General features: G+C 70.2%; 20 protein-coding genes. 10 read left to right on the top strand and 10 right to left on the bottom strand.

The features are described 5' to 3' along the window. Positions 1 to 538: 538 nt before the first annotated feature. The 3 genes from HCK04_RS33985 to HCK04_RS43060 all read right to left on the bottom strand — a co-directional run bounded on the left by HCK04_RS33985 (position 539) and on the right by HCK04_RS43060 (position 3614). A complete protein-coding gene (locus tag HCK04_RS33985; protein WP_142651449.1) occupies positions 539 to 2710 on the bottom strand; it encodes a phospholipase C, phosphocholine-specific in 2172 nt (723 codons plus the stop codon). A gap of 196 nt (positions 2711 to 2906) precedes the next feature. Beyond that, the gene (locus HCK04_RS33980) at positions 2907 to 3068 is read right to left on the bottom strand and encodes a hypothetical protein (protein ID WP_168066502.1); all 162 of its coding nucleotides are present in this window, start codon (positions 3066 to 3068) and stop codon (positions 2907 to 2909) included. Between the two features lie 27 nt (positions 3069 to 3095). Next, the gene (locus tag HCK04_RS43060; protein WP_205831054.1) at positions 3096 to 3614 is read right to left on the bottom strand and encodes a PAS domain-containing protein; all 519 of its coding nucleotides are present in this window, start codon (positions 3612 to 3614) and stop codon (positions 3096 to 3098) included. Between the two features lie 88 nt (positions 3615 to 3702). On the opposite strand from HCK04_RS43060, the gene HCK04_RS33970 reads away from it, so the two are divergent. Next, positions 3703 to 4623, top strand: coding sequence for a LysR family transcriptional regulator (locus HCK04_RS33970; protein ID WP_168066500.1), 921 nt, complete (start codon positions 3703 to 3705; stop codon positions 4621 to 4623). A 24-nt stretch (positions 4624 to 4647) separates the two neighbouring features. On the opposite strand, the gene HCK04_RS33965 is transcribed toward HCK04_RS33970, so the two are convergent. Then, the gene (locus HCK04_RS33965; protein WP_142651447.1) at positions 4648 to 5274 is read right to left on the bottom strand and encodes a TetR/AcrR family transcriptional regulator; all 627 of its coding nucleotides are present in this window, start codon (positions 5272 to 5274) and stop codon (positions 4648 to 4650) included. Between the two features lie 171 nt (positions 5275 to 5445). Here HCK04_RS33965 and HCK04_RS33960 point away from each other — a divergent pair, with 171 nt between their 5' ends. Then, positions 5446 to 6450, top strand: a complete 1005-nt coding sequence (locus tag HCK04_RS33960) for an aldo/keto reductase (protein WP_142651446.1) — start codon at positions 5446 to 5448, stop codon at positions 6448 to 6450. A gap of 38 nt (positions 6451 to 6488) precedes the next feature. On the opposite strand, the gene HCK04_RS33955 is transcribed toward HCK04_RS33960, so the two are convergent. Beyond that, entirely contained in the window at positions 6489 to 6938 is a 450-nt protein-coding gene (locus HCK04_RS33955) for a DUF1801 domain-containing protein (protein WP_142651445.1), read from the bottom strand. A gap of 54 nt (positions 6939 to 6992) precedes the next feature. Further along, the gene (locus HCK04_RS33950; protein ID WP_142651444.1) at positions 6993 to 7448 is read right to left on the bottom strand and encodes a carboxymuconolactone decarboxylase family protein; all 456 of its coding nucleotides are present in this window, start codon (positions 7446 to 7448) and stop codon (positions 6993 to 6995) included. A gap of 164 nt (positions 7449 to 7612) precedes the next feature. On the opposite strand from HCK04_RS33950, the gene HCK04_RS33945 reads away from it, so the two are divergent. The 6 genes from HCK04_RS33945 to HCK04_RS33925 all read left to right on the top strand — a co-directional run bounded on the left by HCK04_RS33945 (position 7613) and on the right by HCK04_RS33925 (position 12971). Then, the gene (locus HCK04_RS33945) at positions 7613 to 9859 is read left to right on the top strand and encodes an XRE family transcriptional regulator (protein ID WP_205831053.1); all 2247 of its coding nucleotides are present in this window, start codon (positions 7613 to 7615) and stop codon (positions 9857 to 9859) included. Between the two features lie 129 nt (positions 9860 to 9988). Then, positions 9989 to 11002, top strand: coding sequence for an RDD family protein (locus tag HCK04_RS33940; protein WP_168066498.1), 1014 nt, complete (start codon positions 9989 to 9991; stop codon positions 11000 to 11002). Continuing rightward, the gene (locus tag HCK04_RS33935) at positions 10983 to 11381 is read left to right on the top strand and encodes a hypothetical protein (RefSeq protein ID WP_142651441.1); all 399 of its coding nucleotides are present in this window, start codon (positions 10983 to 10985) and stop codon (positions 11379 to 11381) included. The genes HCK04_RS33940 and HCK04_RS33935 overlap by 20 nt, the downstream gene beginning before the upstream one ends. A gap of 167 nt (positions 11382 to 11548) precedes the next feature. Next, positions 11549 to 12133 carry a hypothetical protein gene (locus HCK04_RS41545; protein ID WP_205831052.1) on the top strand — a complete coding sequence of 195 codons (585 nt, stop codon included), beginning with the start codon at positions 11549 to 11551 and terminating at the stop codon, positions 12131 to 12133. After that, positions 12082 to 12528 (top strand): DUF11 domain-containing protein, encoded by a 447-nt coding sequence (locus HCK04_RS33930; RefSeq protein WP_205831051.1) that lies wholly within the window; start codon positions 12082 to 12084, stop codon positions 12526 to 12528. The genes HCK04_RS41545 and HCK04_RS33930 overlap by 52 nt, the downstream gene beginning before the upstream one ends. Positions 12529 to 12587: 59 nt before the next feature. Then, positions 12588 to 12971 (top strand): nuclear transport factor 2 family protein, encoded by a 384-nt coding sequence (locus tag HCK04_RS33925; RefSeq protein WP_142651440.1) that lies wholly within the window; start codon positions 12588 to 12590, stop codon positions 12969 to 12971. 129 nt (positions 12972 to 13100) lie between these two features. Here the strand turns inward: HCK04_RS33925 and HCK04_RS44455 are convergent, their stop codons facing one another. Beyond that, entirely contained in the window at positions 13101 to 13385 is a 285-nt protein-coding gene (locus HCK04_RS44455) for a hypothetical protein (protein ID WP_346776137.1), read from the bottom strand. On the opposite strand from HCK04_RS44455, the gene HCK04_RS43050 reads away from it, so the two are divergent. Further along, the gene (locus HCK04_RS43050; RefSeq protein WP_240972082.1) at positions 13384 to 13542 is read left to right on the top strand and encodes a hypothetical protein; all 159 of its coding nucleotides are present in this window, start codon (positions 13384 to 13386) and stop codon (positions 13540 to 13542) included. The two genes, HCK04_RS44455 and HCK04_RS43050, sit on opposite strands and share 2 nt — an antisense overlap. A 90-nt stretch (positions 13543 to 13632) precedes the next feature. On the opposite strand, the gene HCK04_RS33915 is transcribed toward HCK04_RS43050, so the two are convergent. Both HCK04_RS33915 and HCK04_RS33910 read right to left on the bottom strand, forming a co-directional pair. After that, the gene (locus HCK04_RS33915; protein ID WP_142651438.1) at positions 13633 to 14727 is read right to left on the bottom strand and encodes a hypothetical protein; all 1095 of its coding nucleotides are present in this window, start codon (positions 14725 to 14727) and stop codon (positions 13633 to 13635) included. Between the two features lie 254 nt (positions 14728 to 14981). After that, entirely contained in the window at positions 14982 to 15638 is a 657-nt protein-coding gene (locus HCK04_RS33910; protein WP_221890017.1) for a class I SAM-dependent methyltransferase, read from the bottom strand. A 482-nt stretch (positions 15639 to 16120) separates the two neighbouring features. Here HCK04_RS33910 and HCK04_RS33905 point away from each other — a divergent pair, with 482 nt between their 5' ends. Beyond that, positions 16121 to 16360 (top strand): hypothetical protein, encoded by a 240-nt coding sequence (locus tag HCK04_RS33905; protein ID WP_142651437.1) that lies wholly within the window; start codon positions 16121 to 16123, stop codon positions 16358 to 16360. A 22-nt stretch (positions 16361 to 16382) separates the two neighbouring features. On the opposite strand, the gene HCK04_RS33900 is transcribed toward HCK04_RS33905, so the two are convergent. Continuing rightward, entirely contained in the window at positions 16383 to 17498 is a 1116-nt protein-coding gene (locus tag HCK04_RS33900) for a prolyl oligopeptidase family serine peptidase (protein ID WP_142651436.1), read from the bottom strand. Between the last annotated feature and the right edge of the window lie 38 nt (positions 17499 to 17536).

Genomic DNA, 17536 nt, shown 5'->3' with positions numbered 1-17536 from the left:
GGCCAGGGTGGTTCCGGCGGCTCTGGCCACTGGGGCGGCGGCTCCGGTCAGGGTGGACCTGCTCAGGGTGGACCTGGTCAGGGCGGCCAGGGTGGACCCGCTCAGGGTGGACCCAGTCAGGGCAACCCGGGCGGACCCGGCAAGAGCAACCCGGGCGGACCCGGCCAAAGTGGACCCGGCAAGGGCGGCTCAAGCCTCTGAGATGGCTCCGGCCACAACGGAGGCGGTCAGCACTAACCGATGGTGTCGCTGCCAATGGGCCAGGTGTCCGCGGACTCCAGTGCGCCGGCAACGACAGCACTGCAACATCCCGTCTTTTCCAAGCTGGCCGGGGTGACGGGCGACCTGCGCGAGGGGCTGCGGACCGGCCGCGGGCTTGCGCCGCTCCTCGAGGCGTGCGGTGTTGCCTTGTGACGTCATCGGGGCGGTGTGCGGCCGTGCCGCCCCTAAAGGGCAGGCCCTCCCCGCGGGCCGGGGCGCGATTCGCTCGCGGCCCACGGTGTGGCGGGAAGGGCCTGCCGTCGATGCTGTTGCCGGATCAGCCGGTGATGCTGGCCTCACCGGTCTCGATGTGGCCGACGAACCGCTGCGACCAGCCTCCGTCGACGTCGACGGTGACCGTCACGTCGTACCAGCCGTCGCTCTCCTTCACCGGGTTGACCGTCCACGCCTCCTTGCCGTGCGCGTTGACCTTCACGGTGTCCGGCTTGCCGGAGATGTAGTTGTTGTGGGTGATCGTGAACGTCACGCGGGTGCTGCCGTTGTTGCGCAGCCAGAGCTTCAGCTTCGGGTTCTTCGTCGACTTGCCGTCGTAGTAGTCCGCCTCGACGACGAGGTCCTTACCGGCGGTGGCGACGTCGCCGGCGAACCGGCGCAGGAACCGGTTCGGGCCGATGACGGTGATGTCGTACGCGGTGTCGCCGGCGGAGGAGCCCACGGCGCCGGTCCCGGACATGGTCGACTGCGCGGCGACCGTGTACTGGCCCGGGAACGCGGCCGGATACTGCGCCAGCGACGGGATCCCGGCGCGGTTGTTGTACACGGAGAAGTGGCTCGCCTTGGTGACGAACGGGGCCTCGTTGCTCAACGTCAGGTTCGCCACGGTGCCGGACGGCCCGCCGGTGAACCCGGCCAGGTTGGCGTTCGGCTGGTACGGCAGCGGCCGCGCCCGCTTGGTGCCCTCCTCCTGGGTCGGCATCATGTTGTCGCCCGGCAGCGGGGTGTATCGCGTCTCGGGGATGAGCGGCCCGGTCTCCGGCAGTTCGGGCATGCCGTAAATGGGCTTCTTGAAGTCGAAGGCGTACGTCAGGTCGCCGCAGACCTTGCGCCGCCAGTCGCTGATGTTGGGCGAGATGGCGGGCTTGCCGAGCGCGGTGGACCACTTCTCGATGAACTGGATGACCGAGGTGTGGTCGGAGACCTCCGAGGTCACCCAGCCGCCGCGGGTCCAGGGCGAGACGAGGATGAGCGGCACGCGGAAGCCGAGCCCGACGGGGAGCGGCTCGGTGACGCCGTACGAGGCCATGGTGCCGGAGACGAACTCGTCCGCCTCGCCCGGCGCCGGCACGGGCGGCGGGACGTGGTCGAACTGACCGTCGTTCTCGTCGTAGTTGATGATCACCACGGTCGAGTTGAACACGTCGGGGTCGGCGTTGAGGGCCTCGAGCACACCGCGGAGGAAGTACGCGCCGTTGCTCGGCGCCGTGACCGGGTGCTCGGAGAAGAACTGGTTGTTCACGATCCAGCTCACCTGGGGCAGGGTGCCCCCCAGCACGTCGGCGCGGATCGCGGCGATGAGGTTGTCGGCGTTGCCCGACAGCCCGGTGACCGGCTCGGGGACGTTCTTCACGCCGTTGTCGTAGAAGACGTTGCCCGGTTCGGCCGTCCCGCCCTGAGTGGGGTCGAGCTTGCCGAAGGTGTTGAAATACTCCAGGCCGTTGTCGCCGTAGTCGTCGGCGCACTGGTAGACCCGCCAGCTGACGCCCGCCTTCTGGAGCGTCTCGGCGTAGGACTCCCAGGGCAGGAACTTGCCGCGCTCGTCACCGCCGTCGTACGCGGTGAAGCTGCCGTGCTTCTTGTCGGCGTTGATCGTTCCGCCCCACAGGAAGGTGCGGTTGGGCCCGGTGGCGCTGAGTGCGGAGCAGTGGTAGGCGTCGCCGACCGTGTAGGCGTCGGCGAGGGCGTAGTGGAACGGCAGGTCACGGCGGTCCAGGTAGCCCAGTGTGGTCGGGCCGCCCTTGGCGTAGTACCAGCCGTTCATGAGGCCGCCGTACCAGGCGCCGTGCTGGTCGGTCCAGCCGTGGCTGGTGCCGCCGTAGTTGGCGGCGCCGAGCTCGGCGCTCGGCGGGGTCGCTCCACTCCAGGTCTTGGCCCCGCTCAGCCGCCACGGGTACTGCGTCTCGGCGCCGTCGGTCAACGTCTTCGGCTGCTCCCAGACGGTCTTGCCGCCGGGGAGCACGATGGTCGAGCGGTCGCCGAAACCACGCACGCCCTTCATCGCGCCGAAATAGTGGTCGAAGCTGCGGTTCTCCTGCATGATCACGATGACGTGCTTGACGTCACGGATGTCGCCGTACGGCTTGGGCGGGTGACCGGGCTTCTGTGTGGGGGCCGCGGCGGCGCTGGCGCTGGGCAGTGCGGCGCCGACGGCGGCCGCTCCCGTTACGGCAGCGGCAGTGCCGAGAAAGTTTCTGCGGGACAGTTCAGGCATGGCTTCAGACCTCCGCGTGCGGAATGTGGCCGCACGACGCTAACCGCGAGATCTTGCCCGGAGGCGACGAGAAGACAAAGCCGACATTGCCGATTGGTGCCGTCCGTACTGGCATGAAAGCGGCTAAAGCGGACCAGTGACCGCCCTTCAGGCCACGGACCACCCTCGCGAGGCCGCGCGTAGCAGCTCGTAAAACTCAGCGAGGGGCCGTGATGATAGGCAGGGCGACGTGCACGAGCATGCGGTCATTCTGAATGAACCGGCGCAGGGTCTTCGTCCGATGCCGCAGGGTGTCGCCTCGTTCGAGAGGCTGGAAGCCGAGCACCAGTTGGTCGTGCTCCGCGAGCTTGCCGACCACTGCATGCAGACCGGCGAAAGATCGAGGTCAGGGCAGCATTTCTCGCTCGAAGGATTCGCGTCCCGACTCGTCGAACCGCGCGCAGAGCTCCTGGATCTCGTCCTTGAGAAGGACGATCTGCGAGAAGCCGACCAGCTCGCCGTCCACCCGGATCGGTGAGACCGTGACCAGGATCGTGGTTTTGCCGTACGGCCTGGCGACGTAGCGCACCGGCTCGACGCGGCCCTCTTCGAAGAGCCGGAGCATGGCGTCGAAACGGGGATTGGTCACCGCTCGGCGATGTCGCTTCCGGACGTCGTCTCCGATGTATCCGGGCTTCCGGTCCAGGTGCTCCGAAGCCCACTTGTTGTAGTACATCACCGTTCCGTGGCGATCCAGAATGGTGACTCCGACGCCGGCCTGTTCGAGGATCCGGTCCGCCCACTGATCCAAATCCCAGTCCGCGGCGATGCGGTTCTCGGCGACTTCGGCCGGCTCGGCCTGAGGTGACATTGACGCCTCCGGATAGCGAATTTGCAGATCAGGACAAAGTCTTGACGCCTGCACCCGAGTTCACAATGAGTTCTTTTTGGGGCGAGCCTTCGGCTGACCCGAAGTCTCCAGAGTGGGGGCCGAGATGGGTAGCGTCTCGACCATGACGTACGACCTGACCGATCTTCAGCTGTTCCTGCAGGTGGTCGATGAGGGCAGCATCACCCGGGGTGCGGAGCGGTCACACCTGTCGCTGGCTTCGGCCAGCACGAGGATCAAGGCGATGGAGAAGGCTCTGGGGGCGCCGCTGCTGATCCGGCATCGCCGTGGTGTCGTGCCGTCACCGGCAGGGTGGCTGCTGGTGGCCCATGCCCGTCAGGTATCCGAGCAGATTGCTCGGATGCGTTCTGAATTGTCGCGCTATTCCGACGGCCTGCGGTCCACATTGGTGATCTCGGCGAATACTTCGGCGACCGAAACGCTCGTGTCGTCGGTGATAGTCGACTTCATGGCCGACAATCCCGACATCGACCTGGAGCTGGAGGAGCGGCCGAGTCACGAGATCGTCGCCGCCGTCACCGACGGCCGGGCGGAGCTGGGGATCATCGCCGACACGGTGGACTCGGGCCGGCTGGAACGGGCGGTGCTGCGTCCCGATCCGCTGGTCGTCATCACACCGCCGGGCCACGCGCTGGCCGCGCGTGCTCATGTCGCGTTCAGCGAGTGCCTCGGCCACCCGTTCGTCGGCTTCACCGAGGGGAACCCGTTGCAGGAGCATCTGAGCGGGCAGGCCCAGCCGCTCGGGCTCCGGCCCCGCTACCGGGCGCATCTGCCGTCCACGGAGGCGATCTGCGGCGCGGTGGCGGCCGGGGTCGGCATCGCCGTGGTTCCCGCGCGTGCGATCGACCGTTGGCGGCGTACGTACGACCTGCGGGCCGTGGACCTGACGAACTCCTGGGCCAAGCGCAACCTGCTGTTGTGCTGCCGGCGCCGGTCCGGGCTCTCCGATGCCGCGGCGGCGCTCGCCGCACGCCTCACGGCACCCGAGTCACCCGCCGCACCGGACGACGGCGGCGCGGCCTGAGCGTGGGAGAGGTCGCCGCCCGGTTCACCGGCCGTAGAGCAGCGAGGTCCACGCATTGGTGAGCACGTCGACGAGGACCTGCTCGTCGTCGAAGGGCGGCACCCCCGAGGCGGCGAGGTAGTAGAGCCGTTCGCCCATCCAGGTCAGCGAGGCGGCCACGGCGCGTACGTCCGCGTCGCCGAGATGCCGCAGCGCCTCCGGGTCGGATCGGATGCGGGCCACGGCGGCCTCGGTGAACAGGTCCATCTGTTCGAGCCACAGGGCTCGCAGGTCGTCGTCGGAGCCCCAGCTCTCCACGATCGCCATGAGCACGCCCGCGTTCGCGCGCCACAACCGTGCGCCGTCGGTCACACCGGCCCGGAGCGCGGCGGCCGGGTCCTGCCGTCCGCCGGTCCAGGGCTCGGCCGCCTGCTGTCCCTGCGTCACGGCCTCGCGTACGAGCTCGGCGAGCACCGCCTGCTTGCTCGGGAAATAGAAGTAGAAGCTGGCCCGGGACACCTTGGCCGCGGTCAGGATGTCGCTCACGCTCAGGGTGTCGAAGCGGCGCTCCCGCAGCAGCTCACGCGTCGCCGACAGGATGCGCTCCCGAAGCTCTGCGGAGGCCGCGACGCCCGAGCGGCGCGCGGCGGGAGCGGTGCGCTTGGAAGACATGCGACCAAGCGTACGACGGCGTGTATGGACGCTACGTCCATACATTCGATCTGGACGACATGTCCATACAGTGTGTATGGTCATTGCCATGACGCACATCGCGATCCATCTGGTCGTCTCCGATCCCGACAAGGCCGCCGCCGCGGAGCTGTTCAGCGGATCGGCGACGGCATGAGATACCGGACGCTGGGCGCGAGCGGCCTGCGGGTCTCCGAGCTGATCCTGGGCGCCATGACCTTCGGCGAGCAGGGCGGCGTCGGCGCGCCGCTGCCGGAGTGCCGGCGCATGCTCGACCTGTACGCCGAGGCCGGCGGCAACATGATCGACACCGCGATCAACTACCGCGACGGCGCCAGCGAGCGGATACTCGGCGAGCTGCTGGAGGGCCGGCGCGAGTCGTTCGTGCTGGGCACGAAATACACCGTGTCACGCGACCGCGCCGACCCCAACGCGGCGGGGAACCACCGCAAGAACCTGCGGGCGTCGCTGGAGACCAGCCTGCGCAGGCTGCGTACGGACTACGTGGACGTCTACTGGGTGCACATGTGGGACCGCGACACGCCGATCGAGGAGACCATGCGCGCGCTGGACGACGTGGTCCGCTCCGGCAAGGTTCTTTACGTGGGGATCTCCGACGCCCCCGCCTGGATCGTGTCGCGGGCCAACACGCTGGCGCAGTGGCATGGGTGGAGCCCGTTCGTCGGTCTCCAGGTGCCGTACAGCCTGCTCCAGCGCGACATCGAACGCGAGCTGCTGCCGATGGCCGAGTCGCTGGGGCTGGGCGTCACCGCCTGGAGCCCGCTGGGCGGCGGCGTGCTGTCCGGCAAGTACACCCGCCCCGGCGCCCCCGCGACCGGCGGCCGGCTGAACGCGGAGTCGCTGTCGGCCCGTGACCACGCGATGGCCCGGGTGGTGCAGGACGTCGCCGACGACCTCGGGGCCACGCCCTCCCAGGTGGCCATCGCGTGGACCGCGAGCCGGTCGCGCGCGATCCATCCCATCGTCGGGGCGCGCGATGCCGACCAGCTCCGCGACAACCTCGCCGCCGCCGGCCTCACCCTGCCGCCGGAAAGCATCGCCCGGCTGGAGGAGGCCACCGGCTTCGAGCTCGGATTCCCCGGGGACTTCATCTCCCAGACGTCCCCGTGGGTCTTCGGCTCGGCGCTTGTCGACTGACGTCATGAGGCTGACGTCGTGAAGGTAGCCGGACCTTCTCAGCTCAGCGCCTGCTTCAGGAGCGCGGCGATCCTCTCCTCGACCTCGGGGGTCAGCTCGGCCAGGGCGTACGACGCCGGCCACATGGCTCCGTCGTCGAGGTTCGCCGCGTCGCTGAAGCCGAGCGTCGCGTAGCGGGCCTTGAACTTCGCCGCGGCCTGGAAGAAGCAGACCATCTTGCCGTTGTGGGCGTACGCCGGCATGCCGTACCACAGCTTCGGGGTCAGGGTCGGCGCGGCGGCCTTGATCACGGCGTGCAGGCGCTCGGCGATGACCCGGTCGGACTCGGGCATTTCGGCGATCTTGGCGAGCACCTCGCTCTCCGTGTCGGCCTTGGCGCCCCGCCGTGCGCTCGTCTTGAGCTCCTTGGCGCGCTCCTTCATCGCGTCGCGCTCTTCCTCGGTGAACCCGTCGTACTTCTGGCCCTTGGCGGTGGTGGTCTTCGACATGACGATTTCCTCTCTTCTGTGATGTACGGCTTCAGGCGGTGATGGGGGACGGCGTCACCACTGGCCCGCCTGCTGTCGGGTCGGCACGTTGAGCCGGTTGAAGGCGTTGGCGATCGCGATGTTGAGCAGCAGCGCGGCCAGCTCCTTCTGGTCGAAGTGCGTGGCGGCCACGTCCCACACCTGGTCGGGCACGGGGTCGGGCCGGTCGGCGAGCCGGGTGACGGCCTCGGTCAGGGCCAGTGCGGCACGCTCCTCGTCGCTGAACCACGGCGTCTCCCGCCACGCGGCGACGGCGTGCACCTGGTCATCGGTCGCGCCGTGCCGCCGGGCCTGGTGGACGCCCCCGGCGACGCAGGGAGCACAGCCGTTGATCTGGCTGGCCCGCAGGTGGCTCAGCGCCAGCAGTCTGCCGTCCACTCCGGCGCCTGCGACGGCCCTGTTGAGCGCCATCAGGGCCTCCATCGCCTCGGGGATCAAAGCCGCCGGGTTCGGCATGCGCTCGGTCGACATCGCCACTCCTTCGCCGCAGGTGTTTCCGACACGAGCTATCAGACCATCGGCGTGCCCGGCGGCGCCTGCCCAGTGGGACACCGTGGGACACCGATAACGCTGCTGACCTGCGCGAACGCGCCGCCGATCCGTCCGTACGGGCCGGGACGGGTACGGTGTTGCACGTGTCCAGCCCCCAGGAACGACTGGTGGCTCAGCTCGGCCGGATCAAGGAGCTGAGCGGGCTCAGCCTGCGCGCTCTCGCCCGCCAGACGGGGCTGAGCAGCTCGTCGTTGTCGCGATATCTGACCGGACAGCTCGTGCCGCCGTGGGAGGCCGTCGTGGCGCTGTGCCGGGCCGTGGGACGCGATCCCCGGCCACTGCGCGCGCTGTGGGCCGAGGCGGCCGAAGCCGGAGCGGCGCCCGCCCGGCGGCGCAACGATCTGCCGGCCGACCTGTTCGACTTCACCGGCAGGGAAGCCGAGTGTGCCCTGGTCGAGGAGCTGATCCGCACCACCGGCGCGGCGGCGATCGACGGCATGGCGGGCGTGGGCAAGACCAGCCTGGCCGTGCACGTGGCCCATCGGCTCGTCTCCGCGTTCCCGGACGGCGGGCTCTATCTCGACCTGCAGGGCTTCACCCCGGGACAGGAGCCGCTGGAGCCGCACGCCGCGCTGGGCCGGCTGCTGGGCGCGCTGGACGTCACGCATCCCCCGGCCGGCACCGCCGAACGTGCGGCGCTGTGGCGGTCGGAGCTGTCGCGCCTGCGGGTCCTCGTCGTGCTCGACAACGCGGTCGACGCCGAGCAGGTGCGTCCGCTGCTTCCTGGCGCGGGGAAGTCCGCGGTGCTGGTCACCAGCCGTCACCGGCTGGTCAGCCTGGACGCGGTGCCGCCGGTGTCCCTGGAGCCGCTGGCCGACGACGACGCGGCGCACCTGTTCGGCCGGGCGGCCGGGCTGTCGCTCACCGAAGAGGAGGCGGTCGGCCAGGTGCTGCGCCAGTGCGGCGGGCTCCCGCTGGCGCTGCGGATGGCGGGCGCGCGGCTTCGCCACCGTCCGGGCTGGACGGTGGCCGTGCTGGCCGAACGGCTGCGCGCCACCCCCAGCCGTTTCGACGCGGCGTTCGGCATGTCGCTGCAGCAGCTCGACACGGCTCAGCGCCGGATGTTCCGGCTGCTGGGCGTGCTGCCGGGCACCGATTTCGACGCCTCGGCCGCGGGCGCGCTCGCCGACATGCCGCCCGACCGTGCCGCAGCCGCGCTGGAGGAACTGGTCGACGCCCACCTGGTGCAGGAGCCCTCGCCGGGGCGATATCGGATGCACGATCTGCTCCGGCAGTACGCGGCAGACCTCGCCGCCGAGGAGGAGCCACGGGCCGAAGCCGCGCTGCGCCGGGTGCTGACGCATTATCTGGCGCAGGCCGTCGCCCACGACCGCACGCTGCCCTCACCGCACCGCAAGGACCCCGCGCCGGGAGACCCGGCGAAGGCGATGGCGTGGTTCGACCTCGAATACGTCAACCTGGTGGCCTGCTTCGACACCGCCGTACGGCTGGGCATGGACGAGGTGGTGGCCGAGCTGCCGCAGGCCATGCGGGTCTGGTTCTTCCGCCACCGCGGCACCGACGACCAGGCGCGCCTGCTCGAAGCCGCCGCGGACGCCGCTGGGCGTCTCGGCCGCGATCGGCAGCGGGCCGCGCTGCTCGCGGACCTCGGTTTCGCCCGGGCCGCCGCCGGACGCCTCGGCGAGGCGCTGTCGGCCTACGAGACGGCCGAGCGGTCGGGGCCGGACGACGACACCGCCGCCGCCCTCGCGCTGCGCATCGGTTTCGTACGGCGGGACCTCGGCGACCTCGAAGCGGCGCAGGCGCACTTCCGGCGGGCACGCGAGCTGTTCGAGAAGCTCGGGCACCGGATGGGGCAGTCGCAGGCGCTGGCCTTCGACGGGTGGGTGACGCTCCACCTCGGGCGGCGCGACGAAGCCGCCGAACTCGCCCGGGCGTCCCTCGCCCTGGCGGACGGGCCCGCGCGGGTCACCGGGCTCGTCACGCTCGGTCTCGCGCTGGCGCCGGACGACCCGGCGGAGTCGCAGCGCAGGCTGCACGAGGCGTTGACGCTGTCCGAGCAGCACAATCTCCAGCACAACCAGGCGTGGTGCCACAACTATCTCGGTGTCGCGCTGCGGATCGCGGGTTCGCTGGAGAAGGCGCTCGACCACCACCGGCGGGCCTTCGAGCTGCTGGAACCGCTGGCCGAGGTGCAACTGGAGATCGACTTCCTGCACACCTACGCCGAGACCTGCCGCGTGGCGGGCCGCCATGACGAGGCGCTGGCGCTGCTCGACCGCACGATCGAGCTCGCGCGTGAGCTGGGCCGGCCGTACGACGAGAAGCTCGCCCGCGCGGCGCGGGAGGCCGTGCGCGCCGCCCGCTGAGCCGTACCGCCGCTTTTCCTGATCATTTCGGGTTCCCGCCAGCCGCCCGGCCGTTAGGTTGGGGGCTCGCGGGAGGAGATGATCATGCCGGGTCGTGGTGCACCCGTTCCTGCCGGACATGGACCGGGCGTGAGACGCCCACGCCTGCCGGCCTGGCTCGCCGTTCCGGCCTGGCTGGCCGCGGTCGCCCTGGCCGCCGTTCCGACATGGGAGCTGCGGCGGGTGGAGAACGGGCCCTTCGTGATCCAGGGGTGCGTCGGCAGGCCGGGCGGCGACGAATGGCCGCTGTCCACGCTGCGCGATGACCTGTCGAGGGTGGTGGAAACCGCCGAGAGCTGGGCGGTTCCCGCTCTGGCCGTGCTCCTAGGGCTCCTGGCGTACGTGCGCGACACGGATCGCGCGATCGTCGGCAGGCGCGTCGCGGGGCTTCTCGTCGTGATCGCCGTCGTCGAGCCCCTCACCCCGATGTACGTCGAGCCCGAGGGCTGCTTGCAGACGGTTCCGATACTCAGCGCCGAGTGGTTCCGCAGGGTGCTCGACAGCTGGGGACCGAACCAGCGGTGCCTCCTGCTGGCCGCGGCGCTGGTGTTCGCCGCGTCGCGTACGGCGGCCCGGGAAGAGCCGGCCGTCGGCGGGACGGCGTGGCGTCGTCCGGTGGCGGCTCTGATCGACTACCTGGTCGTCGTCGCTGCTCTCCGCCTGGTCGTGGAACCGGCCTGGTCGTTGGTCGATCCGAGCGTCTGGTTCACCTGGTTCGACCAGGGCCTGCTGGGACGGCTCGGCGACGTGCTGGAGGGCAGCGTGCGGCCCGAAGAGCTGCTCGACCTGCTCATACTGCTCCTCTATGTCTGGGTGCAGCACGCCGTGTGGGGCCGGACGCTCGGCAAGCGGCTGCTGCGCGTACGCGTCGTCGACGTGCGGACGGGTGGACGGCTGGGCGCGGGCAGGGCGGCCCTGCGCACGCTGGCCTTCCCCTTCCTCGCCTTCGTTCCCGACATCGGGCTGGTGCTCCTGCTCGCCGGCGGGCTGGCGGCGTTCCTCGACGCCGACGCCCGGCTCCTCCACGACCGGCTGCTCAGGGCGGCGGTCGTACGTCATCCGTCTCTCACCACCGGCGGTCCGCATGCCCCTGATCTCGCGTAGCGACTGTGAGCTGCACGTCCACGACGGGACCTTCTTCGTCGTGGACGTGTCGTCGTCCTGGGACCCCTTCGAGCCGTCCGACCACCGCGGCCTCGCGCTCTCGGCGGAGGACGACCTCGTGAGCCTCACGCTCGAAGCGTGGGACGACGAGCCGGGGGACCAGCGCGACGCGTGGGCGGATGTCGTCACCGGCGTGTTCCGCTCGGAGACCGGCGAAGTCTGCGCGACGACGCTGTACTCGGACGTGCAGGACGGCTTCCTGCTGCTCGGCGAGCCGGAACGGCTGTGGAACGTACGGGTGTGCACGCGGGCCGATGACGACGCGGATCCGCGGGAGCGGTTCCTGGTCCGGTTCTGGCCGCGGGAGCCGTCGACATAGATCCAGATCTTCCCTGCGCAGGGTCGGCAGAGAACAAGTCCGGCCAACTGTTGGCACGGCCGCACGTGTCGTGCCGCTCCTCTCGTCCCCGCCGCACGAATCTTCCGTGCGGTGCCGGCGCCGGTCGTACGGCCTGGTGAATCGCCACGACGAGAGGACGTTGATCGATGAGGCGCATCCGCAGGATGTGTTATCCCATCGCCGCCCTGGTGGCGGCGGCTGTCCCGCTGACGCTGTCCGACGCGGTCCTCGCCGGAGCCGCGCCCGTACGCACCGAGGCCGCGGCCACGGTGACGCCGCGGGCGGCGGCGCCGAACCCCGCGTCGTGCCCCGAGCAGGTGGCGTTGGTCAACGGCGGGTTCGAGAGGCCCGTCGTCACCGGGACATGGGCTTCGCTGCCGGACGCCTCGCAGAGCGGTCCCAACGCGGTGCCGGGCTGGCGGACGACCGCCACCGACCACAGGATCGAGATCTGGAGCCCCCGGATGAACGTTCCGGCGGCGGAGGGCGCGCAGTTCGCGGAGCTCAACGCCAACCAGGTCTCGACCCTCTACCAGGACCGCCCGACGACCCCCGGGCAGAAGCTCTACTGGCGGCTGTCCCACCGCGGGCGTCTCGGCACCGACGCCGGGGTGCCGAAGAAGATGTCGTCGAGGAAGTTGCCGATCCCGGCTGCTGGACGGGGCCCGAGGGAGCGCCGATGTCCAGCGCCATCTGGTCCGTCACCGAGGTCAACCCGGCCGTCGACCTGAGCGTGGTCAAGTCCGCGGACCGGACCGAGGTCACCGTGGGCGAGACCGTCACCTATCGGGTCACGGTCGCCAACGCCGGGCCCAACGACGCCACCGGCGTCGCCGTCAAGGACGTCCTGCCCGCCAACCTCGCCTTCCTGTCGTCCACGCCGTCGACCGGCACGTACGCCGGGGGCACGTGGGCGGTGGGAACGCTGGCCAGTGGCGCGACGGCCACGCTGGTCGTCCGCGCGAAGGCCACCGCGGTCGCGGAGACGGTCAACACCGCCACCGTCGGCGGCGAGGAGCTCGACCTCGATCCGGCCAACGACAGCGACTCCGTGAAGGTGTGCGTCCAGCGCGAACCGTTCTGCCCGTTCTGCAACTTTCCAGGGAGCAGGCGGAACGCCGGGTAACGAGCCGCTCGGGACTACCGTTGTGTCGCCGGAGACGCGCCACGACGGAGAGGACCGACATGGCAGGCACTCTTCTGGACGAGCTGTACGAGGCCGAGCGGCGGCTGCAGAAGGCGCAGCTCCTCGGTGACGTGGAGGAGCTCGACCGGCTGCTCGACGAGCGGCTCGTCTTCACGGGACCGCCGGACGGCCGCCTGCACACGGAGGCCAAACAGCTCGATCTCCACAACCACCGCTCGCGTACGCAGGTGATGACGAAGGTGGCCGAGGAGGACCTCACCGTCGTCGTCTCGGGGACGACCGGGGTCACGTGCTTCCTCGGCACGCTCGAAGGCACCTTCGCCGGCGAGCCCTTCGCCGGACGGCTGCGCTACACGCGCACCTGGGTGCACACCGGCGAGTACGGCTGGCGCGTGCTGGCGGCCCACGCCGGCGAGGCGTGACACCGGGTCGCGACGTCGCGAGGCCCCTCCAAACCATCGTCCGGAGGGGCCTTCGCACGTGTGCGGCCGGAAATCCGCGAGCAGCGGATCGGCGGGGGTGCGCGTTCACACTGCATGGATCGTGAATCCCTATGGCCGACGGCGCTCGCTCCGCCCGCACCGCCTCCCCGGGCCGATCTGGCGGGCCTGTATCGCGAGCACCGGGTCGGCCTGGTGCGGCTCGCGGTGCTGCTCGCGCTGGCCCGGCTGCCCCGGCGCCAGCGGGAGGCGCTGGTGCTGCGCTGCTACCTCGACCTGGCGGACGCCGAGATCGCCCTGGTCATGGGGGTGGGGCAGAGCACGGACGGCGTTCGAGAACTTCCGCAGAAGCGAGGCGGACCCCGCGCTGCCGGCGGCGACCAGAGTCGAGGACATGCCGGAGTCCTTCCGCCTGAAACTCGTCCTCGGCGCCGACCCCCAGGCCGTGTTGAGTGCGGCGATCGATCTGCCCGGGGTGTCCAATGCCGTGGACGAAGGGTGTCTGAGGGACGACCCGGACGACTCCAGGCGCTGTGACGTCTTCGACGAATGACGCTGGGCGCACGTGCGGAAGGGGCACGGGCGGGAACCGCTCGTGCCCCTCGTGGCCCGACTGGATGTCAGGGCTTGGCTTCCCGGCTCATCAGTCGCATTCCTCGCTGCTGCCGCTGGAGGAGGACTGGTGCATCATGGGCCGGCTGTAGCTGGTGACCTGCCGCGACTCGGTGACGTACTTGGTCTCGGTGACCGGGCGCTGGTAGGTCATCATGCGCGTGTAGCTGACCGGACGGCTCTCGGTGACCCAGTGCGTGGACTTCACCTCGTGGGTCTCCGGCACCATCCGGGTGTAGTTGACCGGACGGCTTTCGGTGACGAAGCGCGTCTGCGTGACCGGGTGCTGGAAGGTCTCCTGGCGGGTCACCGGGCGCGTCTCGGTGACGAACTTCGTCTCGGTGACGGGCCGCTGGAAGGTCTCCTGGTGGGTGACCGCGCGGCGCTCGGTGACGTACTTCACCACGGGACGCTGATAGGTGACGTACCGCGTCACAGGACGTGACTCGGTGACGTACCGCGTCTGGGTGACCGGACGCTGGAAGGTCTCCTGGTGGATGACCGGCCGGGTCTCGGTGACCATGCGCGTGTAGGTCACGGGACGCTGATAGGTGATCTGGCGCGTCTCGGTGACCGGGCGCATCCGGGTGACCGTACGCGTCTCGGTGACCGGGCGCTGGTAGGTGACGTGCCGGGTGAACGTGACCGGACGGCTCTCAGTCACCATCCGCGTCTGCGTGACCGGGCGCTGGTACGTGATCGTCCGCGTGTAGCTGATCGGACGGCTGGACGACTGCTCGCTGAGCGACGACTGGCTCAGTGACGACTCGCGCAGCGACGACTGGCCCAGTGACGACTCGTTCAGCGAGGACCGCGAGCGCTGATGGCCGAGGTCGCTCTCCGACTGGGTGCTGCCGCTCGACTCCTCGCCCGACGAACCTTCCTCTTCCTGGGCGCTCTCCCGCCCGTACCCGCTCTCCTCCTGGTACGCGCGTCCGCTCTCCCGGGCCGCCTCCTCCGACTGCTCGCCGAGGTCGGTGCTCGGCTCGTCGGCCCGCGGCGCGCTCAGCGCGGCGGCGAGGCCGGTGGGGTGGGCGGTGGTGGCGGCCGATGCGATGGCCGGCCAGAGCGTGACTGCGGACAGGACTGCCGGACCCAGCAGTAATGAGAATCGAGTGCCGTGCATAGAGATACTCCTCTCCGATCAGCGATCGGGTCGTATCTCAATCGTTGGCACACGCCTCCGGAGCCCGTCCAGGCGAGTTGACCCCTCCCGGGCCGACCGCTGCGGAATTCCATGTGCGCCCTTGGACGTGGCTGTCGGCTACGACGCGATGACCAGGCCGCGCTTTGCCCGCGCATTTCGCCGGCAATATGCTTCGACTAATTGCCGAGACGTTTACGGAATCGGCATTGTGTGTTTTCCGCGAATTACGCAGCTCAGCGGTGGGCGATGACGGCGTATCGCTCGTCGTGGACGGGCTTTCCCCACAGAACCGGGTCGGTCAGCGGTTCCACCGCCACACTCGACGCGTACGGCCGGAGCACCTCGACGAGTGGTTCGGCGCTCACCCCGCCGAGCCAGGGCAGAGAGTGGGCGCCCGGCACGTACGGCGGGCCGTCTCCGGAGGCCTGCCAGTTGCCCTCGATGAGGATCAGCCGGCCGTGTGGGCGCAGCAGGCCCATCCAGGTCTGCAACGCGTGCTCCGGCGCGGGCAGGGTCCACAGCAGGTGCCGGGCCAGGACGACGTCGAAGGAGGTGCCGGCGTCGGCCGGCGGGTCGCTCGCGTCGCCGGTGAGGACGGGTGCGGTGAAGCCCGCGGCGGCCAGCTTGCCCCGGGCCGTCTCGGCCATCCTGGGGGACAGGTCGACGCCCACCGGCCGATGCCCCTGCTCGGCCAGCAGCAGCGTCAGCGACCCGGTGCCGCAACCCAGGTCGAGGACGTCGGTGGGAGGCCGCGGCATCCAGGACCGCAGCCGTCCCGCCCAGGCCGCGCGGACCCGGAGGTCGCGCAGCCCGTGGTCGGCCTCGTCGTCGAAGGTGTCTGCCTCCGCGTCCCAGTAGGAGGCGATCGACTGCGGATCCAAATCAGGCACGGACGCATCTTGTCACCCTCAGCCGACAAAAGTGGATGCAAAGGGGTAAGGAGGTTGATATCCGCAGGGCTCAGGCGTCCTGCGGCGGTGAACCGTTCACCGCCGAGAAGACTCCGCAGAGACATCGGAAGACCCCGTAGACGCCAGGACCCCGGCAGGAGGATCTCCTGCCGGGGTCCCGCACGTGTGGTGCCGGTGCCGGGTCGCCTCTCGGCGAAAGGCACAACGCGGCTCCAGCCGAACGGTAGTCCGCGAAGGCAAATTAGGTGAGGCCCGGGGACACCTGCACACCGGCCACACTTCATCCAACCACGTGTCCGGAGTTGTTGTTCCCGGGCCACGCCATCTTTTTCCGACTCCGTCTCCGAAGCCCATGCTCAACCCCGGAGGAAGTGGGTCATCCCTGCACGTAGACGCGGCGGAGCTTCCGGTCCGGAAAAGGGTGTCGCCCGGCCTCGTCGGGCTCCGAGATCCTCCCTCGTGTGGAACGCGTGCTTCTGACCGGGGCGGGCGGCGTGCCGGTCATGCTCCACCACGGCCGGCCCTGGGTGGTGGAGGTCTTCCGCCATCCCGCCCGCACGCCCTCCGGCCTCGGCACGCGCATGCCGGCCGCCGTACGGGAGAGGGCGGCGGCCGACGGCCGGGCCTGGCCGTGTCTGAGGGCGACCCGGCCGGGCGCGTGTACGAACGGCTCTGTTTCACCCCGGTCGGCGGCTCGATGACCGTCGTGGTCCCCGGCTCCTGTCACAGGGACGAGACGAACTCCTTGACCTCACGCTCGTAACGCCCGGGGTCCGCGTTCCAGGAGCCGGTGTGCCCGCCTCCGCTGGTCCGTACGAGCCTGACGATGTCGGAGCGGGCCTCGGCGAACCGCAGCGCCGGACCGGTCGGCACGGTCGCGTCGTCGTCGTCCACGAAGACCAGCGTGGGGATCGTGAACTCGCGGGCGTGCCGCAGGTGGTCGATGTCGTCGAAGGACACGCCGGTGCGTCGTTCGATGACCCATTCGCCCACCGATACGAGGAAGCCGGGCACGCCCATCTGCTCGGCCCCGAGGGCGATCGGCGCCCGCCAGTCGATGACCGGGCTGTCGAGGATCATGGCCTTGATCGGCTCGCCGGGCAGGTTGCGCACGGTCATCGGCACGATGCCCCCGCCCATCGACCAGCCGTACAGGACGATGCCGGTCGCGCCCTGCTTCCTGGCGTACGTGATGGCCGCCGCGACGTCCTGCCATTCGGTGGCGCCAAGGTGGAGCTTGCCGTCCTCGCTCGCCGGGGCGTTCTCGTCGTTGCGGTAGGTGATGCCCAGCACCGGCATCCCCAGGCTGTGGAAGACCGGCAGCACGCGCAGAGCCTCCGCCGGGCCGCCGTTGCGGCCGTGTACGGCGATCACCCAGGTCGTGGAGGTGCCCTCGGTCCGCCAGCCGGGGAAGTCGCCGAGCGGCGAGGGGATCTTCACGTCCGTGTACGGCACGCCGGCGGCGGCCGGGGTCCCGTGGCCCCACAGCCAGCGGTCGAAGTAGGCCCGCACGCCGGGACGCAGCTCGCCGCGCACGACCTCGGCGACCTTCCTGGTCACCGTGCCGGCCCCGCTCGTGACCACCTGGCCCAGCAGCGCGTTGCCGTCCGCCCAGGTCAGGCCGTATGTGCCGGGGGCGGCCGTGTCGGAGCCGCCCTTGATGGTGACCTGGTCGCCGTCGACGGCCGTCACCTCCAGGGGATAGCCGGAGGTGTGGACGGGGTCGATGACCAGGCCGGAGTAGTACCAGCCCGCGCCGCCGACGGCGACGACGGCGAGCACCACGACGACGGCGAGCGTCCACAGCAGGCGGCGCCGCCACCGTCTCGTCCTGTGCATGCCCGCAATCTACTGGGCCTTTTGCGGTTGTTTAAGGG

Origin of the sequence: Microbispora sp. CL1-1 (assembly GCF_012034195.1) — a bacterium.
Classification (GTDB): Bacteria; Actinomycetota; Actinomycetes; order Streptosporangiales; family Streptosporangiaceae; genus Microbispora.
Note: the sequence above shows the minus strand (reverse complement) of the source record. Positions and strands in the feature narration are given on the sequence as shown.

What these genes read in the sequence shown, in the direction of transcription:
- HCK04_RS33950 (WP_142651444.1), bottom strand. Translation starts at nt 7,448, where the DNA reads ATGTCGACCGAGCGCATGCCGAACCCGGCGGCTTTGATCCCCGAGGCG.
- HCK04_RS33935 (WP_142651441.1), top strand. Translation starts at nt 10,983, where the DNA reads ATGCCCCTGATCTCGCGTAGCGACTGTGAGCTGCACGTCCACGACGGG.
- HCK04_RS33955 (WP_142651445.1), bottom strand. Translation starts at nt 6,938, where the DNA reads ATGTCGAAGACCACCACCGCCAAGGGCCAGAAGTACGACGGGTTCACC.
- HCK04_RS33900 (WP_142651436.1), bottom strand. Translation starts at nt 17,498, where the DNA reads ATGCACAGGACGAGACGGTGGCGGCGCCGCCTGCTGTGGACGCTCGCC.
- HCK04_RS33970 (WP_168066500.1), top strand. Translation starts at nt 3,703, where the DNA reads ATGACGTACGACCTGACCGATCTTCAGCTGTTCCTGCAGGTGGTCGAT.
- HCK04_RS41545 (WP_205831052.1), top strand. Translation starts at nt 11,549, where the DNA reads ATGAGGCGCATCCGCAGGATGTGTTATCCCATCGCCGCCCTGGTGGCG.
- HCK04_RS33965 (WP_142651447.1), bottom strand. Translation starts at nt 5,274, where the DNA reads ATGTCTTCCAAGCGCACCGCTCCCGCCGCGCGCCGCTCGGGCGTCGCG.
- HCK04_RS33985 (WP_142651449.1), bottom strand. Translation starts at nt 2,710, where the DNA reads ATGCCTGAACTGTCCCGCAGAAACTTTCTCGGCACTGCCGCTGCCGTA.
- HCK04_RS33915 (WP_142651438.1), bottom strand. Translation starts at nt 14,727, where the DNA reads ATGCACGGCACTCGATTCTCATTACTGCTGGGTCCGGCAGTCCTGTCC.
- HCK04_RS33925 (WP_142651440.1), top strand. Translation starts at nt 12,588, where the DNA reads ATGGCAGGCACTCTTCTGGACGAGCTGTACGAGGCCGAGCGGCGGCTG.
- HCK04_RS43050 (WP_240972082.1), top strand. Translation starts at nt 13,384, where the DNA reads ATGCCGGAGTCCTTCCGCCTGAAACTCGTCCTCGGCGCCGACCCCCAG.
- HCK04_RS33960 (WP_142651446.1), top strand. Translation starts at nt 5,446, where the DNA reads ATGAGATACCGGACGCTGGGCGCGAGCGGCCTGCGGGTCTCCGAGCTG.
- HCK04_RS44455 (WP_346776137.1), bottom strand. Translation starts at nt 13,385, where the DNA reads ATGTCCTCGACTCTGGTCGCCGCCGGCAGCGCGGGGTCCGCCTCGCTT.
- HCK04_RS33930 (WP_205831051.1), top strand. Translation starts at nt 12,082, where the DNA reads ATGTCCAGCGCCATCTGGTCCGTCACCGAGGTCAACCCGGCCGTCGAC.